Origin of the sequence: Salinibaculum sp. SYNS191 (genome assembly GCF_037338445.1) — an archaeon.
GTDB lineage: Archaea > Halobacteriota > Halobacteria > Halobacteriales > Haloarculaceae > Salinibaculum > Salinibaculum marinum.
In genome coordinates this window covers 2,726,600-2,750,109 of sequence record NZ_CP147838.1, presented here as the reverse complement: position 1 = coordinate 2,750,109, position 23,510 = coordinate 2,726,600, and the positions used below count along the sequence as shown (strand labels likewise).

At 69.0% G+C, this 23,510-nt stretch carries 21 protein-coding genes and 1 tRNA gene; 12 read left to right on the top strand and 10 right to left on the bottom strand.

Features of this window, described 5'->3' with window-relative positions; all coding sequences use genetic code 11:
* The first annotated feature begins 35 nt into the window (after positions 1 to 35).
* Positions 36 to 1,715: a histidine kinase N-terminal 7TM domain-containing protein gene (locus WDJ57_RS14570; protein ID WP_338901542.1), complete on the top strand. Its 1,680-nt coding sequence runs from the start codon at positions 36 to 38 to the stop codon at positions 1,713 to 1,715.
* Between the two features lies 1 nt (position 1,716).
* Here WDJ57_RS14570 and WDJ57_RS14565 read toward each other — a convergent pair whose 3' ends face one another.
* Complete coding sequence (locus tag WDJ57_RS14565; protein ID WP_338901541.1) at positions 1,717 to 2,976, bottom strand: tRNA (N(6)-L-threonylcarbamoyladenosine(37)-C(2))-methylthiotransferase; 1,260 nt, start codon at positions 2,974 to 2,976, stop codon at positions 1,717 to 1,719.
* Positions 2,977 to 3,068: 92 nt separating this feature from the next.
* Here WDJ57_RS14565 and WDJ57_RS14560 point away from each other — a divergent pair, with 92 nt between their 5' ends.
* A complete protein-coding gene (locus WDJ57_RS14560; protein ID WP_338901540.1) occupies positions 3,069 to 4,628 on the top strand; it encodes a spermidine synthase in 1,560 nt (519 codons plus the stop codon).
* 24 nt (positions 4,629 to 4,652) lie between these two features.
* Here the strand turns inward: WDJ57_RS14560 and deoC are convergent, their stop codons facing one another.
* Positions 4,653 to 5,294, bottom strand: coding sequence for a deoxyribose-phosphate aldolase (gene deoC / locus WDJ57_RS14555; protein ID WP_338901539.1), 642 nt, complete (start codon positions 5,292 to 5,294; stop codon positions 4,653 to 4,655).
* Positions 5,295 to 5,378: 84 nt separating this feature from the next.
* On the opposite strand from deoC, the gene WDJ57_RS14550 reads away from it, so the two are divergent.
* From WDJ57_RS14550 to WDJ57_RS14540, 3 genes are all read left to right on the top strand, one after another.
* Complete coding sequence (locus tag WDJ57_RS14550; RefSeq protein ID WP_338901538.1) at positions 5,379 to 6,266, top strand: DUF63 family protein; 888 nt, start codon at positions 5,379 to 5,381, stop codon at positions 6,264 to 6,266.
* Between the two features lie 34 nt (positions 6,267 to 6,300).
* Positions 6,301 to 7,026, top strand: coding sequence for a nucleoside phosphorylase (locus tag WDJ57_RS14545; protein WP_338901537.1), 726 nt, complete (start codon positions 6,301 to 6,303; stop codon positions 7,024 to 7,026).
* 70 nt (positions 7,027 to 7,096) lie between these two features.
* Positions 7,097 to 8,587 carry an HPP family protein gene (locus WDJ57_RS14540; RefSeq protein WP_338901536.1) on the top strand — a complete coding sequence of 497 codons (1,491 nt, stop codon included), beginning with the start codon at positions 7,097 to 7,099 and terminating at the stop codon, positions 8,585 to 8,587.
* Positions 8,588 to 8,770: 183 nt separating this feature from the next.
* On the opposite strand, the gene WDJ57_RS14535 is transcribed toward WDJ57_RS14540, so the two are convergent.
* Positions 8,771 to 9,931: a DUF7126 family protein gene (locus WDJ57_RS14535; protein ID WP_338901535.1), complete on the bottom strand. Its 1,161-nt coding sequence runs from the start codon at positions 9,929 to 9,931 to the stop codon at positions 8,771 to 8,773.
* Positions 9,932 to 10,027: 96 nt separating this feature from the next.
* Here WDJ57_RS14535 and WDJ57_RS14530 point away from each other — a divergent pair, with 96 nt between their 5' ends.
* A complete protein-coding gene (locus tag WDJ57_RS14530) occupies positions 10,028 to 11,284 on the top strand; it encodes a potassium channel family protein (protein ID WP_338901533.1) in 1,257 nt (418 codons plus the stop codon).
* Entirely contained in the window at positions 11,284 to 13,491 is a 2,208-nt protein-coding gene (locus WDJ57_RS14525) for a potassium transporter TrkA (protein WP_338901532.1), read from the top strand. The genes WDJ57_RS14530 and WDJ57_RS14525 overlap by 1 nt, the downstream gene beginning before the upstream one ends.
* Positions 13,492 to 13,526: 35 nt before the next feature.
* Here WDJ57_RS14525 and WDJ57_RS14520 read toward each other — a convergent pair whose 3' ends face one another.
* Positions 13,527 to 14,429, bottom strand: a complete 903-nt coding sequence (locus tag WDJ57_RS14520) for a GNAT family N-acetyltransferase (RefSeq protein ID WP_338901531.1) — start codon at positions 14,427 to 14,429, stop codon at positions 13,527 to 13,529.
* Positions 14,429 to 15,682: a Glu-tRNA(Gln) amidotransferase subunit GatD gene (gene gatD / locus WDJ57_RS14515; RefSeq protein WP_338901530.1), complete on the bottom strand. Its 1,254-nt coding sequence runs from the start codon at positions 15,680 to 15,682 to the stop codon at positions 14,429 to 14,431. The genes WDJ57_RS14520 and gatD overlap by 1 nt, the downstream gene beginning before the upstream one ends.
* Positions 15,683 to 15,780: 98 nt before the next feature.
* On the opposite strand from gatD, the gene WDJ57_RS14510 reads away from it, so the two are divergent.
* Entirely contained in the window at positions 15,781 to 16,281 is a 501-nt protein-coding gene (locus WDJ57_RS14510) for a hypothetical protein (protein ID WP_338901529.1), read from the top strand.
* On the opposite strand, the gene WDJ57_RS14505 is transcribed toward WDJ57_RS14510, so the two are convergent.
* The 3 genes from WDJ57_RS14505 to WDJ57_RS14495 all read right to left on the bottom strand — a co-directional run bounded on the left by WDJ57_RS14505 (position 16,278) and on the right by WDJ57_RS14495 (position 18,660).
* Positions 16,278 to 16,949, bottom strand: a complete 672-nt coding sequence (locus tag WDJ57_RS14505) for an ArsR/SmtB family transcription factor (protein WP_338901528.1) — start codon at positions 16,947 to 16,949, stop codon at positions 16,278 to 16,280. The two genes, WDJ57_RS14510 and WDJ57_RS14505, sit on opposite strands and share 4 nt — an antisense overlap.
* Before the next feature lie 57 nt (positions 16,950 to 17,006).
* Positions 17,007 to 17,930 (bottom strand): hypothetical protein, encoded by a 924-nt coding sequence (locus tag WDJ57_RS14500; protein WP_338901527.1) that lies wholly within the window; start codon positions 17,928 to 17,930, stop codon positions 17,007 to 17,009.
* Positions 17,931 to 18,027: 97 nt separating this feature from the next.
* Complete coding sequence (locus WDJ57_RS14495) at positions 18,028 to 18,660, bottom strand: DUF1405 domain-containing protein (RefSeq protein WP_338901526.1); 633 nt, start codon at positions 18,658 to 18,660, stop codon at positions 18,028 to 18,030.
* 153 nt (positions 18,661 to 18,813) lie between these two features.
* Between WDJ57_RS14495 and WDJ57_RS14490 the strand changes: the two genes are divergently transcribed.
* From WDJ57_RS14490 to WDJ57_RS14480, 3 genes are read left to right on the top strand one after another with little or no spacing between them, the layout of a single operon-like run.
* Complete coding sequence (locus tag WDJ57_RS14490) at positions 18,814 to 19,161, top strand: DUF5802 family protein (RefSeq protein WP_338901525.1); 348 nt, start codon at positions 18,814 to 18,816, stop codon at positions 19,159 to 19,161.
* 40 nt (positions 19,162 to 19,201) lie between these two features.
* Positions 19,202 to 20,095, top strand: coding sequence for a Vms1/Ankzf1 family peptidyl-tRNA hydrolase (locus tag WDJ57_RS14485; RefSeq protein ID WP_338901524.1), 894 nt, complete (start codon positions 19,202 to 19,204; stop codon positions 20,093 to 20,095).
* Between the two features lie 55 nt (positions 20,096 to 20,150).
* Positions 20,151 to 21,158: a DUF1611 domain-containing protein gene (locus WDJ57_RS14480; RefSeq protein WP_338901523.1), complete on the top strand. Its 1,008-nt coding sequence runs from the start codon at positions 20,151 to 20,153 to the stop codon at positions 21,156 to 21,158.
* A gap of 14 nt (positions 21,159 to 21,172) precedes the next feature.
* Here WDJ57_RS14480 and WDJ57_RS14475 read toward each other — a convergent pair whose 3' ends face one another.
* Entirely contained in the window at positions 21,173 to 21,649 is a 477-nt protein-coding gene (locus tag WDJ57_RS14475; protein ID WP_338901522.1) for a group I intron-associated PD-(D/E)XK endonuclease, read from the bottom strand.
* A gap of 263 nt (positions 21,650 to 21,912) precedes the next feature.
* A tRNA-Asn gene (locus tag WDJ57_RS14470) sits at positions 21,913 to 22,015 on the bottom strand.
* Positions 22,016 to 22,108: 93 nt separating this feature from the next.
* On the opposite strand from WDJ57_RS14470, the gene cca reads away from it, so the two are divergent.
* Positions 22,109 to 23,503, top strand: coding sequence for a CCA tRNA nucleotidyltransferase (gene cca / locus WDJ57_RS14465; RefSeq protein ID WP_338901521.1), 1,395 nt, complete (start codon positions 22,109 to 22,111; stop codon positions 23,501 to 23,503).
* The last annotated feature ends 7 nt before the right edge of the window (positions 23,504 to 23,510 follow it).

Genomic DNA, 23,510 nt, shown 5'->3' with positions numbered 1-23,510 from the left:
AGGCTAATTTGCCCCGGCTTCGAGTGTCTCGTCCAGTGAGTCGTCTGCTAGCGTGGCCGTTCCTGCTGTCGCTGCTGGCCGGTCTCGGGAGTCTCGGACTGGCACGACAGCTATGGCGCGTCCGTGACCGGCCGGGGGCGCGGTGGTTCTTCGTCACGCTCGTCGGCCAGACCCTCTTCTGTCTGGCCTACGCCGGGGCGCTGCTGGTCTCCGGGGAGACCCTCCGCTACGGGCTCGAAGTGCTCGCGGTCGTCAGTCTCCACTGGATCGGCGTCCCGTTCCTGGGGTTCGCGCTGGAGTACACCGGCCGGAGCAACCTCGTCGACACCTGGTACTTCCGGTCGCTGTTCGCGTTCCCGCTCGCGGCGACGGTACTGTTGCCGTTCACCGCCGGCCACGGGCTGTTCTGGACCGACTTCGCCCTCGACCCCGCCTTCGGCGTCGTCGGCGCGACCTACACGACGGAGCCGCTGCTTTTCGTGACTGTCCTCGGCGGGACCGGCGGTGCCAGCATCGGCGCGTTGCTGTTGCTCGAAACCTTCCTCGACTACGGCCCGCTCTACCGGACCGAGGCCATCGCCGTGGCGCTGAGCCCGCTCCCGCCCGCGCTCGGCATCTTCGCCTGGCTGTTCCAGTTCGGACCAGTCCCGGAACTGAACCTGACCGCGGTGCTTTTCATCCCCCACGTCCTGCTGGACGGCTACGCCTTCGTCCGGAGCGACATGTTCGAGTTCCACCCCGCGACCAGGCGGGCCGCAGAGCGCTCGGCGCTTGACGACCTGCCAAGCCCCGTGTTTGTCGTCGACGAACAGGGCCGCATCGTCGAGACGAACGGCCGGGCCCGCGCGGTCCTGTCGAACGGCGAGGACCCGGTGACGCGGCCCGTCGAGGACGTGCTGGGCGTGTCGGTCTCGCTGACGGACGACCAACGCCTGGGCCTGCGCCACGACGGCCAGCACCGGACCTACCGCCTCCGCCCCGCGCCGCTGACCGACTCCGGGGACAACCTCGTCGGCTACACCCTCGTCCTCCAGGACATCACCGACGAGGTCCGCCGCGAGCAGCGCCTGGAGGTGCTCAACCGCGTCCTCCGGCACAACCTCCGCAACGACATGACGGTCGTGAAAGGCCACCTCGGCGTCGCCATGGACGCAGACGACGCGACGAGGAGAGACGACGCGCTCCGGACCGCCGACGACAAGGCCGAGGAACTCATCGCCACCAGCGAGAAAGCGCGCAACGTCGCCGAGATTCTCCGGAACGTCGCCGGGGACCCGATAGCGGTGGACGTGTACGACCTGTGCGCGGATGTCACCGAGAGCGCCCGCGATAGTGCCCCCGGTGCGACCGTCCACGTCGAGGGCGACAGTCCGGCCCGCGTCGAGACGGACCCCGACGTCCTGGCGGCAGTCGTCCGGAATCTCGTCGAGAACGCCGTCAGTCACGGCGGCGACGCGCCGACGGTGACGGTGACCGTCGAGCGGCGGGCCCCGGACCTCGTCTGCGTGACCGTCGCCGACGACGGGCCCGGCATCCCCGACGTGGAACTTGAGACGCTCCAGTCCGGCACGGAGACCGACCTCCAGCACGGCAGCGGCCTCGGCCTCTGGGTCGTCAGGTGGGGGGCGGAACTGCTCGGTCGCGAGGTGAGCTTCGAGACCGGCGCGGACGGCACGACGGCGACGGTCTGCGTCCCCGACCAGGGCGGCGACTGACTCAGACCAGTTCGCCCAGCGCGTAGACCGTGTTGTGACCCGTAATCTCCGCCCGGACGACGTCGCCGAGAGCCGCCTCGGTCTCTGCGCCGGGGATTGCGACCTGGCGGTAGGCCGTGTCGTAGCCCACCAGCGAGTCGCCGGTGCCGTCCTCGACGAGCAACACCTCGCTCTCCCGGCCGACCATCGCCTCGTAGGCCTCACCGACGACCGCCATCTTCACGTCGGTCATCTCAGAGGAGCGGTCCTTCTTCGTCTGCCCCCCCAGCCCCTTCATCGCGGCGGCGTCGGTGCCCGGCCGCTTCGAGAAGCGCGTGACGTTGATCTTCTCCGGGCGGGTCTCCCGCAGGAGCGCGAGGCTCTGTTCGTGGTCTGCGGGCTTCTCTGTCGGGAAGCCGACGATGAAGTCCGTCGAGAGCGTCCAGTAATCGAGGTACTCGTCGAACGTCTCGACCACCTCGACGTACTCGTCGACGGTGTGCTGGCGGCGCATGTCCGCCAGCATCTCGTCGCTGCCGGACTGGACCGGCGCGTGCAGGAAGTTGTAGAGTTCGTCGTGGGCGGCGAAGACGCAGGCCAGGTCCTCACGGACGCCGTGGACGCCCTTCGGGTTCGCCATCCCGACGCGGACCCGGAAGTCGCCGTCGATGTCGGTGCAGATGCGCTCCAGAAGTTCCGGCAGGAGGCTCTCGCCCTGATTGATGTCCCAGCCGTAGACGCCGGTGTCCTGGCCGGTGATGCGTATCTCCTTCGCGCCGGCGTGGACGAGCGCGCGGGCCTTCGCGACGTTCTCCTCGACGGAGGGCGACTCGATGCGGCCGGTCGCGTGCTTGGTGATGCAGTACGAACAGTCGCTCATGCATCCGCGCGCGATGGGGAGGATGCCGACCACGCCGTCGACGACGGGTTCGGTGTCGGGCGTGACCGTCGGGCACTCGCCGTTGAGCACGTGCTGGGGCACGTCGTCCCAGTGGAGCACGTCAGCGTCGATGTCGGCCTCGCGGAACTGCTCGCCCTGGGCCAGCGCCATACAACCGGTGACCACGAGGTCGGCTGGGGTCTCGTCGTCGAGTTCCTGCGCCCGCCGGAGCATGTTGCGCTCGGTCTTCTCGACGACGGTGCAGGTGTTGAGGATGGCGACGTCGGCGTCGTCCGGCCCGTCCGCCCGGTGGTGGCCGCCGTCGCGCAGCGCCCGCTCTATCTCCCGGCTCTCGCCCCGGTTGGACGTACAGCCGTAGGTCTCGATGTGGTAGCGGGCCATTGGGTAGTGGTACGCCCGCGGGGCAAAAAGCGCGACGTTCCCGGCCCGCGACCGGTCGGATTATATCTCCGTAGCCGATACGAACGCCCACTGTGTCCTCCGTCCCCGACTCGTCAGGGCTGGTCCCGAGCCGCGTCGAGTTCGCCGTCTTCGTCTCGGGCGTCGCCAGCATGGGCCTGGAAATCGTCGCCGGACGGCAACTCGCGCCCACGTTCGGCAGCAGCGTCTACACCTGGGGCAGCATCATCGGCGTCTTCCTGGCCGCGCTGGCGCTTGGCTACTGGATTGCCGGCCGCCGCGCCGCACGGCGGGCCTCCACGAACGCCCTCGCCGTCGTGTTGATCGGGGCCGCGCTGTACGTCGGGTTGCTCCTCGTGCTCGGCGACCCGCTATTGCAGGCCGTCGAGGGGCTCTCACTGCCCCCGCGGCTCGCACCCATCCTCCCCATCACCATCCTCTTTGGCCCGCCGACGGTGCTGCTGGGCTTCATCAGCCCCTACGGTGCCGAACTGGTCGAGTCCAAGAGTACCGGCGACGCGTCGGGCCGCGTCTACGCGCTGGGCACCGCCGGCAGCATCGTCGGTGCCTTCGCCACCACCTTCCTGCTCGTCCCCTCCTTCGGCGTCGTCGGCATCGAGTTCGCCTACGGCCTGCTGTTGCTCGTGACGGCCGCCGTCATCACGCCGCGGCGCGCCCGGGCGACCTGGACGGGACTCGCCATCGTCACCGTCGTCCTCCTCGGCGCGTTCGCGATGACTGGCGTGGGCGTCAGCCTCGGCAGCGACGTCGTCTACGAGACCCAGACCCAGTACCAGCAACTCCGGGTCGTCGACGACGACGGCATCCGGACGCTGTATCTCGACGGCGTGCCCCACAGCGCGATGGACAAGAGCGACCCCGACCGCTACGTCTTCGAGTACACCCGCTACTTCCACCTCTCGATGCTCGCCGCGGACGACGTCGACCGGGTGCTGTTCGTCGGCGGCGGCGGGTTCTCCGGCCCCAAACGCTTCGTGAAGGAGTACGACGCCACCGTCGACGTGGTGGAGATAGACCCGGCGGTCATCCGCACCGCGAAGGAGTACTTCGACGTCACCGAATCCCCGCAACTGCGCATCCACAACATGGACGCCCGGGAGTACATCGAGTCGACCGACCGCACCTACGACGTCATCATCCTGGACGCCTACCGCGCGGACCGCGCGCCGATTCACCTGACCACCGCCGAGTTCATGCAGAGCGTCTCGAATCGCATGGACGACGACGGCGTGGTCGTCGCGAACGTCATCTCCGCGCGGGAGGGCGGGCGCTCGGCCTTCTACCGCGCCCAGTACAAGACGATGGACCGCGTGTTCCCGCAGGTATACAGTTTCCCCACCAGTACCGCCACGCGCGTCCAGAACATCGAACTCGTCGCCACGAACTCCCCGGAGAACCTGACGGAGGCCGACTTCGCCCGCCGCAACCAGGAGCGGGCGATTGGCATCGACCTCTCCCGGGAGATAGACTTCTACCAGGGCAACGTCAGCGTCGGCGACGCGCCGCTGCTGACCGACGACTTCGCCCCCGTCGACAGCCTGCTCGCCCGGCAGGTCGACACCGAGTACGTCATCGAGCGCACCGGCGACAACGAGACCGCAGCGACGCCCTGACCGGGACGGCGGGTCGCAACAGTCTCACTCCGCTTCTGCCTCGCGGTACTCCGCGACGATGACGTCGCCGCTGGAGGCACCGATGCGCTCCGCGCCGGCCTCGAACAGCGCCTCCGCCTGCTCCCAGGAGCCGACGCCGCCGCTGGCCTTGACGGGCAGGTACTCGCTCATAATCTCCACGTCTTCCACGGTGGCACCGCCTTCTGAGAACCCCGTCGCCGTCTTCACGAAGTCCGCGTCCGCGTCGACGGCGGCCTGGCAGGCCCGGCGCAGTTCGTCCTCGTCCAGCAGCGGCGCTTCGACGATGACCTTCACTGGGACGGGGACGGCGGCGACCACCTCCGCGATGTCCTCGGTGACGGCCTCGTCGTCGCCGTCGCGGAGGCGGCCGACGTTGGCGACCACGTCGAGTTCGTCCGCGCCGTCGTCCCAGGCCCCGCGGGCCTCCGTACACTTCACGCCCGTGGTGTGTTGCCCCTGCGGGAAGCCGACGACCGTCGCGGTGTCGACGTTCGGTGCGTAGTCGGTCGCTTCGGCGACATAGCAGGGCGGGATGCAGGCGCGCATCCCCTCGCGGAGCGCGGTGTCGAGAACCTCTGTCACGTCGGTCCACGTCGTCGTCGGTCCGAGAACGGTGTGCTCGATTCGTGGCGGAACGTCGTCCATGGTCCCCGTGACGGCGACCATCACCAAAAGAGCGGGTGTCGGCCGACCGGAAACGTTTTTTGTACTCCGCGTCCCCTCCCGCACATGCAAGTCCCGGTGCCGTTCGAGGGATTCGAGACGCTCTCCCTTGAATACACGGTGGTACTGCTGGTCGGGACGGTGCTCGTTCTCGCCTTGCTGAACGCGATACGACCGCCCGTCACCCAGTGGACCGTCATCGCCTTCGTGCCGTGGATGATAGCCGGGTCGGCGCTGCACGTCTTCTACCAGCTGGGCCAGATATACAGCGTGGAAATCTACCCCGCCATCGTCCGACCGTTCTTCTCGGCACCGTCGGTCTACCTGACGACGTTCATCGTGATGGGAGCCGTCTGGATCATCTCGGCGATTCTCGGGATGGGCGAACAGTCGAAGACCAAGGGCAGCGACGTCATCGCGCAGTACCTCGGGACGACCGGCGTGGGCGTCTCGCTGGCGCTCGTCGGCCTGCTCGCCTGGCAGGGACTCGACCCCCAGGTCGGGGCCGAAATCACGTTCGTCGACCGCTTCATCCCGCTGGTCGGCATCGTCGCGACGATGGCGCTCACCTTCGTCGTCTACATCCTCATCGGCGCGTGGCGGACCTACATCATCGCCGAGGCCCGCTACGTGGGGGCTGTGGTGCTCTTCGCCCACCTGCTCGACGGCGTGACGACGACCATCGGCGTCGACATCCTCGGGACCGGCGAGCGGTCGGTCATCCCCGCCCGCATCATCGAGTTCGCCGGCACCCTCCCGACGGCCCAGTACCTCGGGACCGGCTGGCTGTTCCTCGTCGTGAAACTGCTCGTCGCCGTCGCCATCGTCGTCGTCTTCGCCGACTACGTCCGCGACGAGCCCAACCAGGGGAACCTCCTCTTTGCCTTCGTCGCGGCGGTCGGTCTCGGCCCCGCGATGAACAACGTCTTCCTGTTCCTGCTCGGCGCGTACTGACACGACTTTTCTACCCCCCGTCCGAACGACGCCCATGGGCAAACAACCCCACCTGCTCGTCGAGGAGGGTGACCTCGCGGACGTCGCGCTCGTCCCGGGCGACCCCGGCCGCGTCGACCGCATCGCCAGCCACTGCGAGGACGCCACGACCGTCGCCGAGAACCGCGAGTACAAGGTCGTCAACGCGACCTACGAGGGGACTGACCTCACCATCTGCTCGACCGGTATCGGCGCGCCGTCGGCCGCCATCGCCGCGGAGGAACTGCACGCCGTCGGCGTCGAGACGCTCATTCGCGTCGGGACCACCGGGGCGCTCCAGCACGGCATCGACATCGGCGACATGATAGTCGCCACCGGGGCCGCCAAGGACGAGGGGACGACCAAGCGCTACGAGGACGCCACCGTCCCCGCCGTCCCGGACTACGACGTGCTCACCGCGCTCGTCGACGCTGCCGAACACAACGACGAGGCAGTCCACGTCGGCCCCGTCGCGACGGACGACGCCTTCTACGCCGAGACCGAAGAGTACGTCACGGACTGGGAAGCGGCGGGCATACTCGCCGTCGAGATGGAGGCGGCGGCGCTGTTTACCCTCGCGCGCCGGAAGGGGATGCGCGCCGGTGCCATCTGCACCGTCGACGGCAACCTCGTCAAGGGCACACAGAAGGGCGAGACCGACGCCGAGGAACTACCCGAGAAGGCGAAGGACAACGTCGAGCGCGCCATCGCCATCACGCTCGACGCCGTGACGCGACTGTAGTCGACAGTGACCCGCCCGTAACGGCCCCGCGGCGGAGACTTTTTTACCCCCGCATTCAGTAGAGCGGGCTATGCGAGAGCGGTGGAACACGCTGCTGCGCCGGATGCGCCGGTTCGAGCGGCGCGAGGTGCGGGAGCTTCGCCGGTGGCTGGAGCAGACCAGCAACCTCGTCCACCTCTCGATACTGCTCATCGTCCCGCTGGTCATCGGGCTGGTGACCGCACTCGCCAACGCGCTCGGTGTGCTCTCCTTTCTGCTGTACCCGCCGCTCGCCTCCGGCGCGTACACGCTCTTTGCCAACCCGGAGGGGAAGTACGCCTCGCCGCTTCGGTTCGTCGGCGGGCTGACCGCCGGGGCGGTCTGTGGCCTCCTCGCCGTCGAGTTCGCCACCCGGGTGTTCTACACGCCACAGGCCGGCGAGATTCACGCCATCGGGGCCGCCCTGAGCATCTTCCTCACCGGAGCCGTCACGTGGGCGCTGGACGTCGAGGAACCGGCGGCGTTCTCGACGGCGCTGCTGACCCTGTTCGTCTACTCCCAGATAGACAACCCCGAGTTCTACGTCCTGAGCATCGCGGTCAGCAGCGGCATGGTCGCCGTCGCCTTCGACGGCTGGCGCAGGCTGGTGTACGAACAGCGCGCCCAGTACCTCTACGAGTCCACCAGCGGCGACGACCACGTCCTCGTGCCGATGCGCGGCGAGACCGCCAGGGAGACCGCCATGCTGGGGGCACGCCTCGCCGGTGCCCACCGCGCCGGCAAGGTCGTCCTGCTCGACATCGTCGACGACGAGCGCGTCGCCCGGGCGGAACGGTCGCTCCTGCGCGAGCACGGCAACACCCAGCTGGTCGGCAGCGGCGAGCCGTCCGGCGAACAACTCGACAGCATCGGCCGGGACGCGCTGGACTCGCTGGGAGGGAACGAGGCGGTGTCGGAGTCTGCCACGGCGCTGGAGGAGCAGGCCAACGCCATCGAGACCCAGGTCGGCGTCCCCTGCGAGGTGGTCGTCGCGGTCGACGGCGACTCCTCGCCCGCGCGGACGGTGGTGCGGACGGCCCACGAGGCGAACTGCGACCTCATCGCCACGCCCTACGAGACCCACCACGGGACCGTCACCTCGTACATCCGCGGGCTGTTCGGCAGCGACATCGACGTCATCGCACACCGCTCGACCGGCGGGCGGACCCACTGGCGGCGGGTTCTCGTCCCGGTGCGCGGTGCCAGCGCCACCGCCCACAGCATGGTCGACTTCGCCACCCGGCTCGCCGGCAAGACCGGGCAGGTCAGCGTCGGTACCTGCATCGCCACCAACCGCGAACGCCGGGGTGCCGAGGAGAAACTGGCGAACCTGGTCGAGACCTTCGAGGGGAACATCGAGACCCGCGTCTCGCAGACGCGCATCGAGAAGTTCCTCGCCCAGCACGGCCGGGAGTACGACCTCGTCTTTCTCGGTGCCAGCCGCGACCGCAGCGCCGCCTCGCGGTTCATCTCGCCGCCGACCTTCGAGCGCATCGACAGCGACGAAATCGGCACCGACGTCGTCATCGTCGACCGGAACTGACTTTTTTATCCGGAGCCGCGCCAGGCGGCCACGTGACCTGAACGCTGCCACGGGGCGGCCAGGCGGGTGTGCGGCGTCCCGCTCCGTGACTGTCTTCCTCCGGTTGCGCCGCCTGTTCGCCCCGACTGGAACCGACAGCCGCTGCGCTCGACGGTGCGTCCGGACGCGGGGGCGGGACGCTCGCTACTCCTCCATCAGCCGGTCGGCGACCGACTCGACGTCGGACTCGCCCAGCGCCGACCGGACGAGCAGTCGGCCCCCGATGACCGCGGGACTGAGCACCGTATCGGCACCGGCGCGACGCAGTTTCTGGACGTTCTCGCGCACCGACGCCGCGGCGACGATGCGCACGTCCGGGTTGAGTTCGCGGGCGGTCAGAATCGCGAACGCGTCCTCGGCGTCGTCGTCCGTGGCGACGATGACCGCGCGGGCGTGTTCGATGTCGACCTCGTGGAGCGGTTCGTCGTCGCTCGGGTCGCCGACGAACACGTCGACGCCGTGTTCCCGGAGCATCGTCGCCGTGTTCGAGTCGTCCGTAACGACGACGAATCGCGTCGAGCCGTCAGCGAGTTCTTCGACGAGCGGTTCGGTCAGGTCACCGTATCCGAGGACGATGACGTGGTTCTCGAGGAGTTCGAGCTGTTCTGTTGTCATGGTTCCGAGTGCGCGCGAGAATCGCGCCTGAATCGCCGGCCCGAGGACCGACCCCAGCGCCAGCGCGAAACTGGCCGTACCGAGGACGACCAGCGAGATGACGAAGAGCCGGCCCTGGGCCGACTGCGCCGTCACGTCACCGAAGCCGACGGTGCTCGCGGTGACGATGGTGAAATACAGCGCGTCGGTGAGCGTCGACACCTGGACGAACTCCTCCTGGAGCGCGTAGGTGCCGGCCGTCCCGTAGACCAGCGTCCCGGCCAGCGCCGCCGTGGCCGCGAGCTGGCCCGTCGAGACGGAGAGGTGGTTGTCGAACCGCCGGTAGTTCACGAGCACCGTCGGCAGCGAGAGCAGGGACAGCGACACGAGCGGGAGCGAAAGGACACTCCCCTGCACCAGCCCCTGCACCCCCGTAATCGGCAGGAGTGCGACGGTCGCGTACCAGGCGACACGGTAGCCGCGTCGCAGCCCCCAGACGCTGGTCAACATCAGGAAGCCGGTGAGCGCGCCGGTGAACCCCGCGGCCTGCTGCACCGAGGTGGGGATGTACTGCCCGAGCGGGCCGGTCGTCTCGGGGACGCTGATGTTCGCGATGCCGGTCGCCAGCGAGAGCAGGGCGACGACAGTGACGAGTATCACCACTGCCCGCATACCGAACAGCGAGCGCCACGACCTACCCTCCGAGCCCATACCTCAGCCCTTGTCGCCACGACTCAAAGGTTTGCCCTTCCGGACGGCGTCAGACGTGGCGACAGCCATTTAGCACGGGCCTGCGTGGGCCAAGGTATGGCGGCGTTGCCGGTAGAGATACTGCTCGGCATCTATCTCGGGTTGCTCGTCGGCGTCATCCCCGCACTCATCGCCTGGACGCTGGGGTTCATCTTCAAGTACGTCACCGGGGTGACTCTCCCCGGATTCGGCGTCTCGATTCTGGCGATCGCGATGGCAGGGGTCAACGGCGGCCTCCTGGCACTCGCCGACGAGTCGATTACCAGCAACGCCAACGCGCCGCGCATCGTCACGGCCATCATCATCGTGGGGATGCTGGCCCTGTACGCCCACAGCAAGGGCGATAAGATGGGCGAGACGCTCCCGAAACGGCTCTCGCTGTCCAGCATCGGCCCGCGGACGCTCTCGGAAGACCTGGCAGACCTCATCAGCGGCGGCGACGAGGTGCGCATCAGCGTCGTCGGTGAGGTGGCGGACATGGAGGGATACCCGCCCCTCCCGGAGGAGCTACGGGCGGAACTGCGCAACGTCGAACGCACCTTCCCCGCCGACCTGCGGCTGGACGAACTCGAATCCCGGCTGGCCGAACGGCTGCAGACGGAGTTCGACCTCGGGGACGTGTCGGTCTCCATCGACGAGCGCGGGCGTGCGACTGTCGTCGCCGCACCACCCTTCTCCGGGCTGTCCAAGCGCATCGGCGACGGCCGCCACGCCGTCTCTGTGGAGGGGCTGGTTCCCACGGGCCTGGCACGCGGCGACGAAGTGACGGTCATCACCCCGGACGCGCAGGTCCGCGGGACCGTCGTGAGCGCGAAGACGGACACAGGCGGCGACACGCCGGACGTCGAACCGCGGGCGACCGAGGAACCGGCCGACGAGGAGGAGACGCCGAAACCGGTCCGGGCACCGACGACGGCGGGCGGCGAGGGTCGGTTGACCGTCGCGGTGACGCGGACGGACGTCCAGCCGCTGCTGCGGGCCGACCGGGCGAAGGTTGTCGTCGAGTCCCGCGGCACCCGCCGCGAGTACGAGGTGGTCTCGATGCTGCGGCGGGCGGACAAGCAGTTCCGCCGCGTCGGCGTCCGCGCCGGCAACGCGCTGGCGGGACGCACCCTCGGCTCGGCTAACCTCCGCGACGCCCACGACGTGGCGGTGCTGGCAGTCAGGAAGACGGAGGGGTGGCTGCTGGCCCCGCAGGCGACGACGCGACTGGAGGACGGCGACGAACTGCTGGCGGTCGGGACCCGCGAGGACCTGGAGTCGTTCAGCGACGCGGTGACTGCCAGCGGGACGGGACCGAGGGGTGACGACTGATGCCCGCGGCGACCTCCGCGGTCGAGCGCGCGACCGCACTCGTCGCGCAGATGGGCGGGCTGGCGATTCTCGCGGCGACGCTCGCGGCGGTGACGGCGCTCGTCTACCGCTGGTACGTCCGCGAACTCGTCCCGCGGGGGCTCCCGCTGCTGGTCGGCCTGAGCGGGGTCGCCATCCACCTCAACACGACGGCCGCGCTGGGGCAAGTCATCAACGAGACGGCGACCCCGACCGAGGCCGAGCAGGCGCTTTTCAACATCGCCGCCTTCGCTATCGCCGCGGGTGGCGCGGCCATCGGCCGGCGCGTGGGCGACCAGTTCGGGACTGACGTGTTGCTCGGCGACGGCTTCACCGACGTCGAGGGAGACGTCGGCCGCCTCGTGAAGTCCGTCGGCCGCGTCGTCACCGTCGAACTGCCGGAGGACATCGACGACGTGACCGGCTACGACCCGGTGCCCGAGGAGACGAAGGCGAAACTCGCGGGCCGAAGCTTCCTGTTCCCGCGGCGGTTGACCGTCGGCGAGTTGCGGGAGCGACTCGTCCACCGGCTGAAGACCGACTACGCCGTCGGCCACGTCGACGTGGAACTGGCCGACGACGGGACCGTCGAGTACCTGGCGCTTGGGAGCCGCGCCGCCGGCATCGGTCCGACGCTGCCGCCGGCGACCAACGCGGTCGCCATCCGCGCCGACCCCGCCTTCGCGGCCAGCGCCGGCGACCTGGTGCAGGTCTGGGAGACCGACCCGATGCGACGGGTGCTGACCGCCGAGTTGCGCGGCGTCGCCGACGAGACGGTGACAATCGCAATCGACGCCGCGGACACGCCGAAAGTCGACTCGTCCACGGAGTACCGGCTGGTCACGCTGCCGGTGACCGACCGGCCGGACCGGGAGTTCGCGTCCCTGCTCCGCGCCGCCGAGGAGACGTTCAGTTCGGTCGCCGTCGAGGCCGGGAGCCCGCTGCACGGCCTGCCAGTGGGGGCTCTCGCGCTCGCGGTGGTCGCCGTCCAGCCCGAGGACGGCGAAGCCGTGGCCCTGCCGGAGTCCTCGTACGTCCTCGCGCCCGGGGACATCGTCTCCGCAATCGCTCGACCCGACGCGCTACGCCGGCTGGAAACCGCGGGCGAGGCGCTGGACCCGTCGGTGGTCCGGCGGCCGGAGGCGTCGCACTCCCCCGGAAATCGCACGGGGACAGACGCACCGGAGACAGCGACCGAGGACGAAGACGAGTCGGTGCAAGCCGGAACGTCCGAACGGGAGGCTCCCGAGGCGGACGCAGCGGAGAGCGAGACGGGGGCGACCAGCGATACCGAGACGGTCGCAGAGACCGGAGGACCGGCCCCTGCCGACGACGAGACTGGCGAGACGGCGACGGGGACCGACGAGGAACCGACCGGCGGCCAGGCGGGACCGGCGTCGTTCGACCAGTTGAAAGACGAGTTCGAGTCCGGCGAGGCCGACTGGGACGACGAGGCCGACGAAACCGAAACGGAGGAGACAACGACTGCCGAAGTGGCCGCCACCGACGAAGACGGAGACGGAGACGGAGACGGAGACGGAGACGGAGACGGAGACGGAGACGGAGACGAAAGAGAGGGGGAGACGACGAGCCCGCAGGCCGACGCCAGTTCGTTCCAGCAGTTGAAAGACGAGTTCGAGTCCGGTGACGCCGACTGGGACGACAGCGACGCGGCCCCGGACGACTCGGAGGAAGATACGGGATTCGAGGACGACCCGAACGACGCCCTCGCCGAGGCCGCGGACGACCTGGACCGGCTGCTGGACGACGATGGCGGTGACGGCGAACCCGACGCGGACGACGGGCCGGAGGCAGCCGACGACGGACTCGACGACCTCGCCTTCGACGAGGAGGACAACGGGACGGACGAGTTCGCCCTCGACGGGGAGGACAACGAGGAGGACGACCTCGCGGCGCTGGGCGGCGGGGAGGAAGAAGAGAGTCTCGACCTCGACTTCGACGAGGACGACGAGGACGACAGCGAGAACGACGAAGACGAAGAAGACGAAGAAGACGAAAACGACGACGGCGGCGAGAACGACGAGGACGACGACGACGGCGGTGACGACGACAGCGGTGGCGGCGGCAAGTCCTTCCAGCAGTTGAAAGAGGAGTTCGAGAGCGGCGACGCCGACTGGGAGGACGACATCTCTGACAGTCCCGGCGGCGACATGCGCCTCGACGAGTAAGGTTTCTCAACGACCGACCACGACGAATCGCGTGGCTACCGGTCGGTGAGGTCGGCGGCGAAGACGAACACCGAATCGTCGCTGTGGTCGGCCCGCGCGACGGCCGCGTCGGTGACGAAACGCGTCGTGTCGGGGATGCAGACCCGCGTCGCGTCCGCACCGCAGTCGGCGGCGTCGGCACGGACGGCGTCGAAGAGCGCGCGACCGGCGTCCGTGCCGTCCCACGCGCCGACCGCGTAGTCGGCAATCGTCTCGCCGTCGCGCTCACGCGTCCCCGTCCGGGCGGCCATCCCCCGCGTGCCGCCGGACTGGACGGCGAAGACGCGCCCGGTCTCGGCAATCCGTTGCAGACGCGCACGCCCGAGTTCCGACATCGCCCACGCCCGGTCGGTGTCGAAGGCGAGGCCAGCCAGCGCCGCTCGGGCGTCGCTGTGGGTCCAGAACCGCCACGCGGCAGTGACGTCGTCGACCGTCACGAAGGCGTCCGCCGGCGGGGAGCCGACCTCGCCGGGTTCTGGCTGGGCCCACCGACAGCGCGTCACCGGGACGAGGCCGGTGTCGTGGGACTGGCCCATGCCGGCCGCGTTCCACCCGAAAATCATGTTGCGGGCGACGGTCATCCCCTCGTCGCGCAGCCAGTCGAGGAGGTGGTCGACCAGCGCCTGGGCGTGGCCCGCACCGCGGTAGTCGGGAGCGACGCGCATCCCCTGGAGCCAGCCCTCGTCGTCGGTCAGCAGCGACCCCTGGCAGAGCCCCACAACGCGCCCGTCCACCTCGACGACCGCCGTCCGCTGGCGCGGGCCGTCGCTCTCGACCCACTGCGGGAACACGTCGGCGAGGTAGTCGCCGACGCCGTGGTCGCTCCAGGTCTCCTGGGTGAAGGCGGCGACGTCGTCGTGGTCATCGGGGCGCGCGCGGCGGATGGTACGGTCACCCATCACTCCCAGGGGACCGACCGGTCCTGAATCTCGCCAGCCAGCGGCGTCGCCATCGTGTCGGCGACGTCCTCGGTGTTCGCCAGCGCCCACATCAGTTTGACCTTCGCGGTCCCCGGCAGGATGTCCTCGCCCTCGACGACGCCGGCGTCCAGCAGGTCCCGGCCGGTGTCGTAGACGCGGTCGCAGACCCGCCCTTCGAGACACTGGCTGGTCATCACGACGTGCGTGCCGGCGTCGGTGAGGTCGTCGACGACGGAAATCCAGTCGGTGTTGACGTGCCCCAGCCCCGTCCCCTCGACGACGACGCCGGCGGCGTCCTCCCCGACGGCCGCCAGCCGCGACGCGTCGGTGCCGGGCGTGAACTTCACCAGTTCGACGTCCGTCTCCAGGTCGTCGTGCAGCGCGAGGTCCGTCTCGCCGCGCTCGGCGTGTTCGCGGCGGAAGGAGACGTCGGGGACCTCGCCGATGCCGTAGTCGGCCTCGCCGAGCGGTTCAGCGCCGACCGTCTCGAAGGCGTCCCGGCGGGAGGTGTGGTTCTTCCGGACGCGGGTGCCCCGATGGAGCGCACACCGGTCGTCGGACTCGTCGGCGTGCATGCAGACCAGGACCTCCGCGCAGTCGCTTTTCGCTGCTTCGACGGCACAGACGGCGTTCATCACGTTGTCCGACGAGGGGCGGTCCGCGGAGCGCTGGCTGCCGGTGAAGACGATGGGCACCGGCGTGTCGAGCATGAAGGCCATCGCGCTCGCGGAGAACTGCATCGTGTCGGTGCCGTGCATGACGACGACGCCGTCCGCGCCGGCCTCGATTTCCTCGTGGATGGCGCGGGCCAGCTCCTGCCAGACGTCCGGCGTCATGTTCTCAGAGAGGATGTTCGCGACGACGCGGCCGCGGTAGTTCGCCAGGCCGGCGAGGTCGGGCACCGCCCGGAGCACGTCCTCGGCGTCGAACTGGGCGGTGACGGCACCGGTCCGGTAGTCGACGGTCGAGGCGATGGTCCCGCCGGTGGAGATGAGCGAGATAGTCGGGAGGTCGTCGTCGAACTCGATTTCGGAGGCCCCCTCGGACTGGGCGTCCTCGACGTCGTAGACGTCGGATTCGAGGACGTCCACGTCGGCGTCCCCACGGTCGATACCGACGTTGTACCCGGAGTCGAGTTTCACGACGAGGGTGTCGGGCGTCGAGGAGGGCAGGAGGACGCCCTCGAAGGTCTGGTCCGCGCGATCCACGCGGACGCGGTCGCCTGCGTTCATGCTCCCGCGTACCGCCCGGGCGGACTTGAAACCATCCTTCGGCGCGAGAACGGCCGGCCGGGCAAAGACCGATATCCCTCCGTGCCGTAGACGCGGACATGGCAGAGCGGGACACGCAACTCGACCGGGAGGTCGAGACCGACGTCGACGTGCCCGACGACATCGACCTCGGGGTCGACCTCGACGAACCCTCCGGAGAGGCGTCGACGGAGCAACAGGGCGGGGTCCGGTCCCGCGTCGCCGGGCGCGCCGGGTCGATTCTCTCCAAGCGCGGACTGGCCGTCTCGCTGGTCGTCGCCCTCGCCGGCGTGCTGGGCCTCGGAGCGGTCTTCCCCTTCGGACTCGTCGGGAACCTCCTCGGCCTGTTCGTCGCCGCCTTCCTCTACGGGACGGTCGCGAGCGACAGCCGGTACGTCCCGATGGCCCTGGCCGGCGGTGCCGTCGGCGGTGCGGTCACAGTACTCGGGAACCTGACGCTGACGCTGCTCGGTCCCGGCGTCCCCATCGCCGCGGTGGGCGCTGTCGGGGGCGTCGTCGCCGGCGTGCTCGGCCACTACTTCGGCCGCGACCTCCGCGACGGCCTCACCCGTGACCTCTAGTCGACGAGTCGCCAGCGGTCGCCCTCGCGCTCGACGAGGTCCTCCTCGGCCAGCGTCGTCAGCACGTCCTCGACTACCTCCGTCGGTGCCTCGGTCCGGCGGCTGAGCTGGGGCGCGGTCGCGCTCCCGTCAGCGAGGCCCGCCAGCACGTCCGCGGCCAGCCGCGGGTCGCCGTCGTCCAGCAGGTCCGCGACCCGCTCGCGGACGTCCGAGAGCCGGCCCTGAACCCACCGCTGGGCCAGCGAGAGTTCGTTCTCCAGCTGTTCGAGTTCCTGCAGCGTGTCCGCCAGCGTGCCGAGGTCGACCTGTTCGTCCTCGTCGTCCCCGGGGTCGACGTGGCCGACTTCGAGACTGAGGTACCGGCAGGCCGTCATGTCGAGGCCCTTGCTGGCCGGATAGGCGCTTTTCGTTCCGAACTCGTAGGGCGAGACGTTCACCTCGAGCCGGAGGTTCCGCGAGATGGAGAAGTACTTGCGCCGGCGCTCATCGGTCCGGCTCTCGACCAGGCCCGCCTCTTCGAGCTTCCGCAGGTGGTCGATGACCGCCTTCGGGCTGACGCCGAGATACTCGCTGATTTCGGTCACGTAACAGGGCTTGCGCGCGAGCAGCCGCAGAATCCGCCGCCTGTTCGCGTTCCCCAGGAGGTCGAGTAGCTCGGCGGAGTCCATTCACGTAACGTTAGTGGTTCCCACTGAAAAGCTTGCCCCCACGGTGCGGCCGCCGGTTCAGGGAGACCCGTCGGGCGCGGCAGGGTCCCCCGCGGAGTCGGACTGCCCCCCACGGTCGTCGGGTCGGCCGCCCCTGCGCGTGTCGGGAGCGCCGCCCCCAGTCTCGTCTGGAGCGCCGCCCCCGCTGGTGGCGTTCGTCTGGTTGTCGGTCCCGGGCTGTCCGGGGACGCCGGGGCCGCTATCGGCCGGGCCAGGTCCGGTGGTCGCGTTGCCGGGGCCACCAGCCGCCGGTCCGCTATCCCGTCCCGGCGGTCCCGCGTTTCCCGGACCGGGACCAGTCGTACCGTTGGCCGGGTCCACGCCGCCGGGACCCCGGTCGCCCGGCGGGCCGCCACCGGGGACGCCGGCCGGCGGGCCACGCGGCGCGTCGGTGATGCTCCGCGCAATCGCGGCGACTTCGGGACCGGTGGCGTTGCCGGCCGCGGCGCGGACGCGGTCCAGCGACGACGCGTCGACGCCGACGCGCATCGCCGTTCGCTCCGTCGCGTTGATGTCCTCACGAAGGTTCACAATCTGCTCGCGGAGCGCGCTGGCCCGGGCGGTGTACGCCACTTGCCTGTTCGATGAGAGGTTTCGGCGCTCTGCCCGCAGTTGCTCGGTCCGGTTCTGGAGTTCCTGGAGTCGACGCTCCAGTGCAGCGACCCGTCCGGCAACCTTCGGTGCCGGGTCGCCGCTCTCGTTCACCGTCTGGTTCACCGACGCCTGCCACATCCCACGCTCGACGGACGAATCGGCGTCGGCGGCGCTGGCCTGCATGAACGAGGAGACCTGCTGACCGAAGCTCCCGTTCGTGGTGTTGTCCGACGACGCGTTGTCCACCTGTGCACCCGGTGCTACCCCGAGCCCCACGACCGGAACGGCGACCAGCGCGACGGCGCAGACTGCGAGTGCGACAGTCACCGCGACCTGACGACGCTTCATGCTCTACCTGTTTGTTCTGTCCTGTACGGCATAAAGTAGAACTTTCGTTCGCACCGTTCACCGGCCCCTGTCGCCACCTCACATTGTCCAAGAGTGTTCATCCGGCACGTTCGTCCAGTCTCGGGAGTAGACGCGCGGCCGCCACGACCGCGAGGACCGAGAGTACCACCGTCCCCGCTGGGAGCAGCAGGTCTGGCTCGTATCGCAGCGGCGGGTGCAGTCCGAACCCGTAGTCCAGCACGTCGTTGAGCAGCGCCAGCACCAGCGCGAACCCCAGGGCCCCTCGCGTCGTCCGGCCGTAGTACGGGACGAGCAACGCCTGTCCGACGAATGCCAGGTGCGTGACGATGATGCCGAAGAAGTCCCACGGCGCGGGGTAGTACCGGTCGAAGCCCAGTCCGAGCGCGAGCGCGGTCCACAGCCCCATCTTGACGAGCCAGACGAACGCCAGCGTGTGCAGATAGGCCAGCACGCGGTTCTGGGGCACGGCGTCGAGGTCGGTCCCCAGCGCAGGCACGAGGACCATCAGCGAGAGAATCGCCAGGAAGAGCGCGATCGGCGAGTCGGCAAACAGCGGCCACAGCCACGTCGAGACGTCGACCATCTCGTCGACGTAGAAGCGCACGCCGACCAGCAGGGCGACCGCGTCGACCAGCAACAGGGCGACCAGGTTCGGCCCCTGCGTGAGATACAGGTCGGCCCACCGTCGCGGCACGGGCGAACGCTCCATACGCCGACGCCGTGCCCGCCGAACTAAGGGATTTCTGTCGGCCGACGGTCCCCCGGAGCGGGGCCGGGCAGCCGGTGTGGTGGGAATGCACGACTGCATAAGCCTACCGGGCAGCACTTATGCCGTTCAATGTGCTGTGTTCACACGCACCGCATGTTCGAACAGTTCTCCCGCGGCTACTACCTCGGTCGGCTCTACGTCGAGCCGGGGCAGGGTGAGGTCGCGACGATGTGTCAGACGCAGCACGAACGAGTCAACAGACAACTGTACGCCGACGGCGAGGGTATCGAGCGGACAGACCTCCCGCTGGTCATGAAGGTGGGGACGAACCACTTCCCGGTCCACGGCGACGAGAGCGTCCCCGCCGATACGCTCGCCGTGCCGGAAGACGCGCTGGACGGGCACCTGCGCAATCCGCCCTCGCTGGAGGAGGTCCTGCTCGCGAAGGCCGACCGGGCGGCCCAGTTGCTGCGCCTGACAGACGGTCCCGCGGGAATCTGAGCGACGGGGTTTAAGACCCTCCCGCTCGCCCGTTCCGGGTATGCTCGACGACCTGCTCGGGCGCACCGAACTCAAAGAGCGCATCGAGGACCTCGAATCCGAGAAGTACCACCTCGAACAGCAACTCGACGCCGAGCAGGAGCGCCGCGCCGACGCCGTCACCGACCGCCAGCGCGCCCAGGAGCGTGCGAACCAGCTCGAAGACAGGGTCACGGAACTGGAGGACCGCGTCGACCGGCTCCAGTCCGACGACGCCGACGTCACCTTCCGGGGCGAGACGAAACTCCGCGGCGACCGACTCGACGAGATTCTCTCCCGCCTCGAATCGATCGAGACGGGACCGGAAGGCCTGCTGACCGCCTACGTCGAAAACGGCCACGACCTGCCGGAGTCCGTCCGGGCGGCCTTCGGCAACCGCACGTCGCTGGTCTCGCGGGCCGCCCCCTGTCTCGCCGTCACCGACGACGCCGGCCTGCTCGGGGCCTGTCTGTCGGTGCCGGCCCCGCCGGAGCCGTTCGACGCGTGGGACCGGCGGGCGCGCATCGACCGCGAGTGGTTCCAGCCCCGCGGGGAGTTCACGATTGCACTCGTCCGCTCGGACCTGTTCGCGATGGGCGTCTACGACGGCCGCGAGCGCACCGCATTCCACGGGTTCGACAGCGACCTCAAGAGCCAGCACTCGAAGGGCGGCTTCTCCCAGAGTCGCTTCGAGCGCCTGCGCGACGAGCAGATAGAGACCCACCTCGACCGCTGCCAGGCCGCGCTCGACGAGCGTCCCACCGACCGGCTGTTCGTCGTCGGCGAGCGCACAGTGCTGGACGAGTTCGCCGACGACGCGGAAGTGACGGCGACGGTCAGCGCGACCGGCGACCCGGAGCCGGCACTGGAGGACGCCTTCGCGGAGTTCTGGACGGTCCAGTTGCGGACGGTGTGACCCGCGATGACCGCCAGACGGTAGTCTTAACCTCACCCCTCGTTCTCGTTGGGATATGGACATCGCGATTCTCGCCCACGAGCAGTTCCCCGGCCGCGCGAAGACGGCGGTCGGCATCCTCCGCTACGGCGACCACGACGTCGTGGCGGTGCTGGACCGCGACACCGCCGGCGACCGGGTCCACGACCACCTCCCCGACGTACAGGACGCGCCAATCGTCGAATCGATGGCCGACGTCCCCGACTGCGACGTCCTCGTCGTCGGCATCGCCCCCATCGGCGGCGGCTTCGAGGACTCCTGGCGGCCCGACGTCCGCACCGCGCTGGAGCGGGGCTGTGACGTCTGGGCCGGTCTGCACTACATGCTGGCCGACGACGCGGAGTTCGCCGCGCTGGCCGACGAACACGGTTGCGAACTCCGCGACGTGCGCCGCCCGCCCGACGACCTCACCGTCGCCGAGGGCACCGCCGGCGACGTGGACGCACAGGTCGTCCTCACCGTCGGCACCGACTGCTCGACGGGGAAGATGACGACCTCTTACGAACTCCGCGACGCCGCCCGCGAGCGCGGCCTCGACGCCGCCGTCGTCCCCACCGGCCAGACCGGCATCATGATCTCCGGGTGGGGCATCTCCATCGACCGCACCATCGCCGACTTCGCCGCCGGTGCGGTCGAACGCCTCGTCCACGAGGCCGCAGACCACGACGTGCTCTTCGTCGAGGGACAGGGGTCGCTGGGCCACCCCGCCTACTCCGGCGTCACGCTCGCCATTCTCCACGGGTCACAGCCGGACTCGCTGGTGATGACCCACGTCGCCGGCCGCGAGACCCACCACAGCTACGAGGACTACCCGCTGCCCCCGGTCCGGGAGTACGCCGACCTCTACGAGCAGGTGGCCGAACCCGTCCGCGAGACCAGCGTCGACGCCGGGATGCTCAACACGCAGGGCATGGACGAGTCCGCCGCCCGCGAGGCCATCGAGGAGTACGCCGGGGACCTCGGCGTCCCCGCAACCGACCCGGTGCGCTTCGACGTCGAGGAGACGCTGGACGCGGTGCTGTAGCTGACCGCGAGGATCTAGTCCACTTTTACGGTACGGAGTGATGACAGAACAGCGTCAATCAGATAATCTTCGTGCCAGTTGATACCCTTTCGTTGATTGTTCTTCGGTTCGACAAAGCGTATCTGCATCTTTCCGTCTGCAGCTTCCTCGATAGGGATGAGATAGTACTCGCCGAGTTCCGGGTTGTGAACCGCGAAGAAATCGATTGCCTCCTCATATCCCGAACGGACGTAGCCGTCGCTCCGCGCACGAGTACTCACCGTTTCGAAGTAGACAGTTTCGTTGTTGGCGTCGGGATAGGCTGTCTTAGCCTGGATTTTGTAGAACGAATCGTCGATTTCCACCACGAAGTCGTATGGTTCGTTGTCGTACTCGGGCACGAGAACCGGAATATCCCGGACGACGAACTCTGCCTTCAGTAGTGCTTCAGTTGCTTGTCCCCGTTTCTGCGTCTCTTTGAGTTCTGCGAAATGATTCCCTGTGTCAGTCACACCCGGCTCTTTTAGTCGAGTTCAAAAAGAATCGACCCACGGGGAGAGTGAAACTGAAAGTAGTGTCGACTGGCCATGTAACTACGTTTGATGGGATTATAGAGAAGCGCCGCCGCCAGGGCTCGAACCGATGCAAGACGGTCCTGCTCGTTCGCTCACGCTCACTGCGCGGGCTGCGACTTCCGTGTTCGAGCCCTGTGAGTTGGTGCTCCCGACCAGAGTTGTGACTCGGCGATGAAACGCCTCGTCGGAGAAGTCGGGAGCGCCGCCGCCAGGGCTCGAACCTGGGACAACCACGTATCTGCGGCACGCAGGTATCCTACGCACCGTAACAGCGTGGTGCTCTACCAGCTGAGCTACGGCGGCTCGCATACCGGCGTAGTCGGATTAGTTAAATAGGCGTTTCGCTTTCCGTCCCGCATCGACACGCTTTCACGCACTTGCCGGCAACCAGTGTCTATGACCGACGAGTTCGCTGCCGTCGTCTCTCGGGTCCGCGAGCGCGTCACGCCGACACCCGCCGAGCGCGAGCGCCTGGAGGACGTCGTCAACGACCTCACCGACCGCGCCGAGGAAGCCGTCGCCGACCTACCCGTCGACGCCGACGTCCTGCTCGTGGGGTCGACGGCGCGGAACACCTGGATCGCCGGCGACCGCGACATCGACCTGTTCGTCTCTTTCCCGCCTGACCTCGACCGCGAGGACCTGGAGCGATACGGCCTCCAGGTCGGCCACGCCGTTCTGCCGGATGGTCACGAGGAGTACGCCGAGCACCCCTACGTCGTCGGCGAGTACGACGGCTACGAGGTCGACTGCGTGCCCTGTTATAACGTCGAGGACGCCACGGACATCCAGTCCGCCGTCGACCGCACGCCGTTCCACACGCGCTACCTGGAGTCGCGGCTGGACCACGACCTCGCCGACGAGGTGCGCGTCTGCAAGCAGTTCTTCAAGGCCATCGGCGTCTACGGGAGCGACCTCCGGACGCGGGGCTTCTCGGGATTCCTGACGGAGTTGCTCGTCGTGGAGTACGGCGGCTTCCGCCCGCTCGTCGAGGCCGCGGCGGACTGGCACCCGCCGGTCGAACTGGACCCGGAGGACCACGGAGAAGAGAGCTTTGAGGACCCGCTGGTCGTCATCGACCCGACCGACCCCGAGCGCAACGTCGCGGCCGTCCTCTCCGCGGAGAACGTCGCCCGCCTCCAGCACCACGCCCGCGAACTGCTGGCCGACCCCCGCGAGGAACTGTTCGAGCGGACCGAGCGCGACCCGTTCTCGGCCGCGGACGTTCGCGAGGCGGTCGCAGACCGCGGGACGACGCCCGTCGCGCTCCGCTTTACCGCGCCCGACATCGTGGAGGACCAGCTCTGGCCACAGCTGGAGAAATCGCGCGCGGGCATCGCCGCCGAACTCGACCGCCGCGGGTTCGACGTGTTCCGGTCGGACGCGTTCGCGACGGACGGCGCGGGCGACGGGAGCGACGAAGACGACGCTGGCGGCGAGACGGCCGTCGTGCTGTTCGAACTCGCCGTCGCCGAGCGCCCGCGGGTCGAGCGCCACGAGGGACCGCCGGTACACGTCCGCGAGCACGCGAGGGGATTCTCCGAGAAGTACGCCGACAGCGAGGAGTACGGCCCGTTCGTCGACGGCGACCGCTACGTCGTCGAGCGCGCCCGCGAGTTCACCACCGCGGCCGACCTGCTGAGCAGCGACGCGCTCTTCGAGATGGCGCTGGGCGCACACGTCGAGTCGTCGCTGGCGGCGGGCTACGACGTGCTGGTCGGCGAGGAAATCGCATCGCTCGCAGACTCGTTCGGCGCGGAACTGGCCGCGTACTTCGACCCGCGGCCCTGACGGGACC

Bases quoted from the DNA above. Each gene is read 5' to 3' on its own strand.
- cca (WP_338901521.1), top strand. From the start codon at position 22,109: ATGACCGACGAGTTCGCTGCCGTCGTCTCTCGGGTCCGCGAGCGCGTC.
- deoC (WP_338901539.1), bottom strand. From the start codon at position 5,294: ATGGACGACGTTCCGCCACGAATCGAGCACACCGTTCTCGGACCGACG.
- WDJ57_RS14540 (WP_338901536.1), top strand. From the start codon at position 7,097: ATGCGAGAGCGGTGGAACACGCTGCTGCGCCGGATGCGCCGGTTCGAG.
- WDJ57_RS14545 (WP_338901537.1), top strand. From the start codon at position 6,301: ATGGGCAAACAACCCCACCTGCTCGTCGAGGAGGGTGACCTCGCGGAC.
- WDJ57_RS14490 (WP_338901525.1), top strand. From the start codon at position 18,814: ATGTTCGAACAGTTCTCCCGCGGCTACTACCTCGGTCGGCTCTACGTC.
- WDJ57_RS14480 (WP_338901523.1), top strand. From the start codon at position 20,151: ATGGACATCGCGATTCTCGCCCACGAGCAGTTCCCCGGCCGCGCGAAG.
- WDJ57_RS14565 (WP_338901541.1), bottom strand. From the start codon at position 2,976: ATGGCCCGCTACCACATCGAGACCTACGGCTGTACGTCCAACCGGGGC.
- WDJ57_RS14510 (WP_338901529.1), top strand. From the start codon at position 15,781: ATGGCAGAGCGGGACACGCAACTCGACCGGGAGGTCGAGACCGACGTC.
- WDJ57_RS14500 (WP_338901527.1), bottom strand. From the start codon at position 17,930: ATGAAGCGTCGTCAGGTCGCGGTGACTGTCGCACTCGCAGTCTGCGCC.
- WDJ57_RS14505 (WP_338901528.1), bottom strand. From the start codon at position 16,949: ATGGACTCCGCCGAGCTACTCGACCTCCTGGGGAACGCGAACAGGCGG.
- WDJ57_RS14535 (WP_338901535.1), bottom strand. From the start codon at position 9,931: ATGGGCTCGGAGGGTAGGTCGTGGCGCTCGCTGTTCGGTATGCGGGCA.
- WDJ57_RS14550 (WP_338901538.1), top strand. From the start codon at position 5,379: ATGCAAGTCCCGGTGCCGTTCGAGGGATTCGAGACGCTCTCCCTTGAA.
- WDJ57_RS14485 (WP_338901524.1), top strand. From the start codon at position 19,202: ATGCTCGACGACCTGCTCGGGCGCACCGAACTCAAAGAGCGCATCGAG.
- WDJ57_RS14530 (WP_338901533.1), top strand. From the start codon at position 10,028: ATGGCGGCGTTGCCGGTAGAGATACTGCTCGGCATCTATCTCGGGTTG.
- WDJ57_RS14495 (WP_338901526.1), bottom strand. From the start codon at position 18,660: ATGGAGCGTTCGCCCGTGCCGCGACGGTGGGCCGACCTGTATCTCACG.
- WDJ57_RS14520 (WP_338901531.1), bottom strand. From the start codon at position 14,429: ATGGGTGACCGTACCATCCGCCGCGCGCGCCCCGATGACCACGACGAC.
- WDJ57_RS14525 (WP_338901532.1), top strand. From the start codon at position 11,284: ATGCCCGCGGCGACCTCCGCGGTCGAGCGCGCGACCGCACTCGTCGCG.
- gatD (WP_338901530.1), bottom strand. From the start codon at position 15,682: ATGAACGCAGGCGACCGCGTCCGCGTGGATCGCGCGGACCAGACCTTC.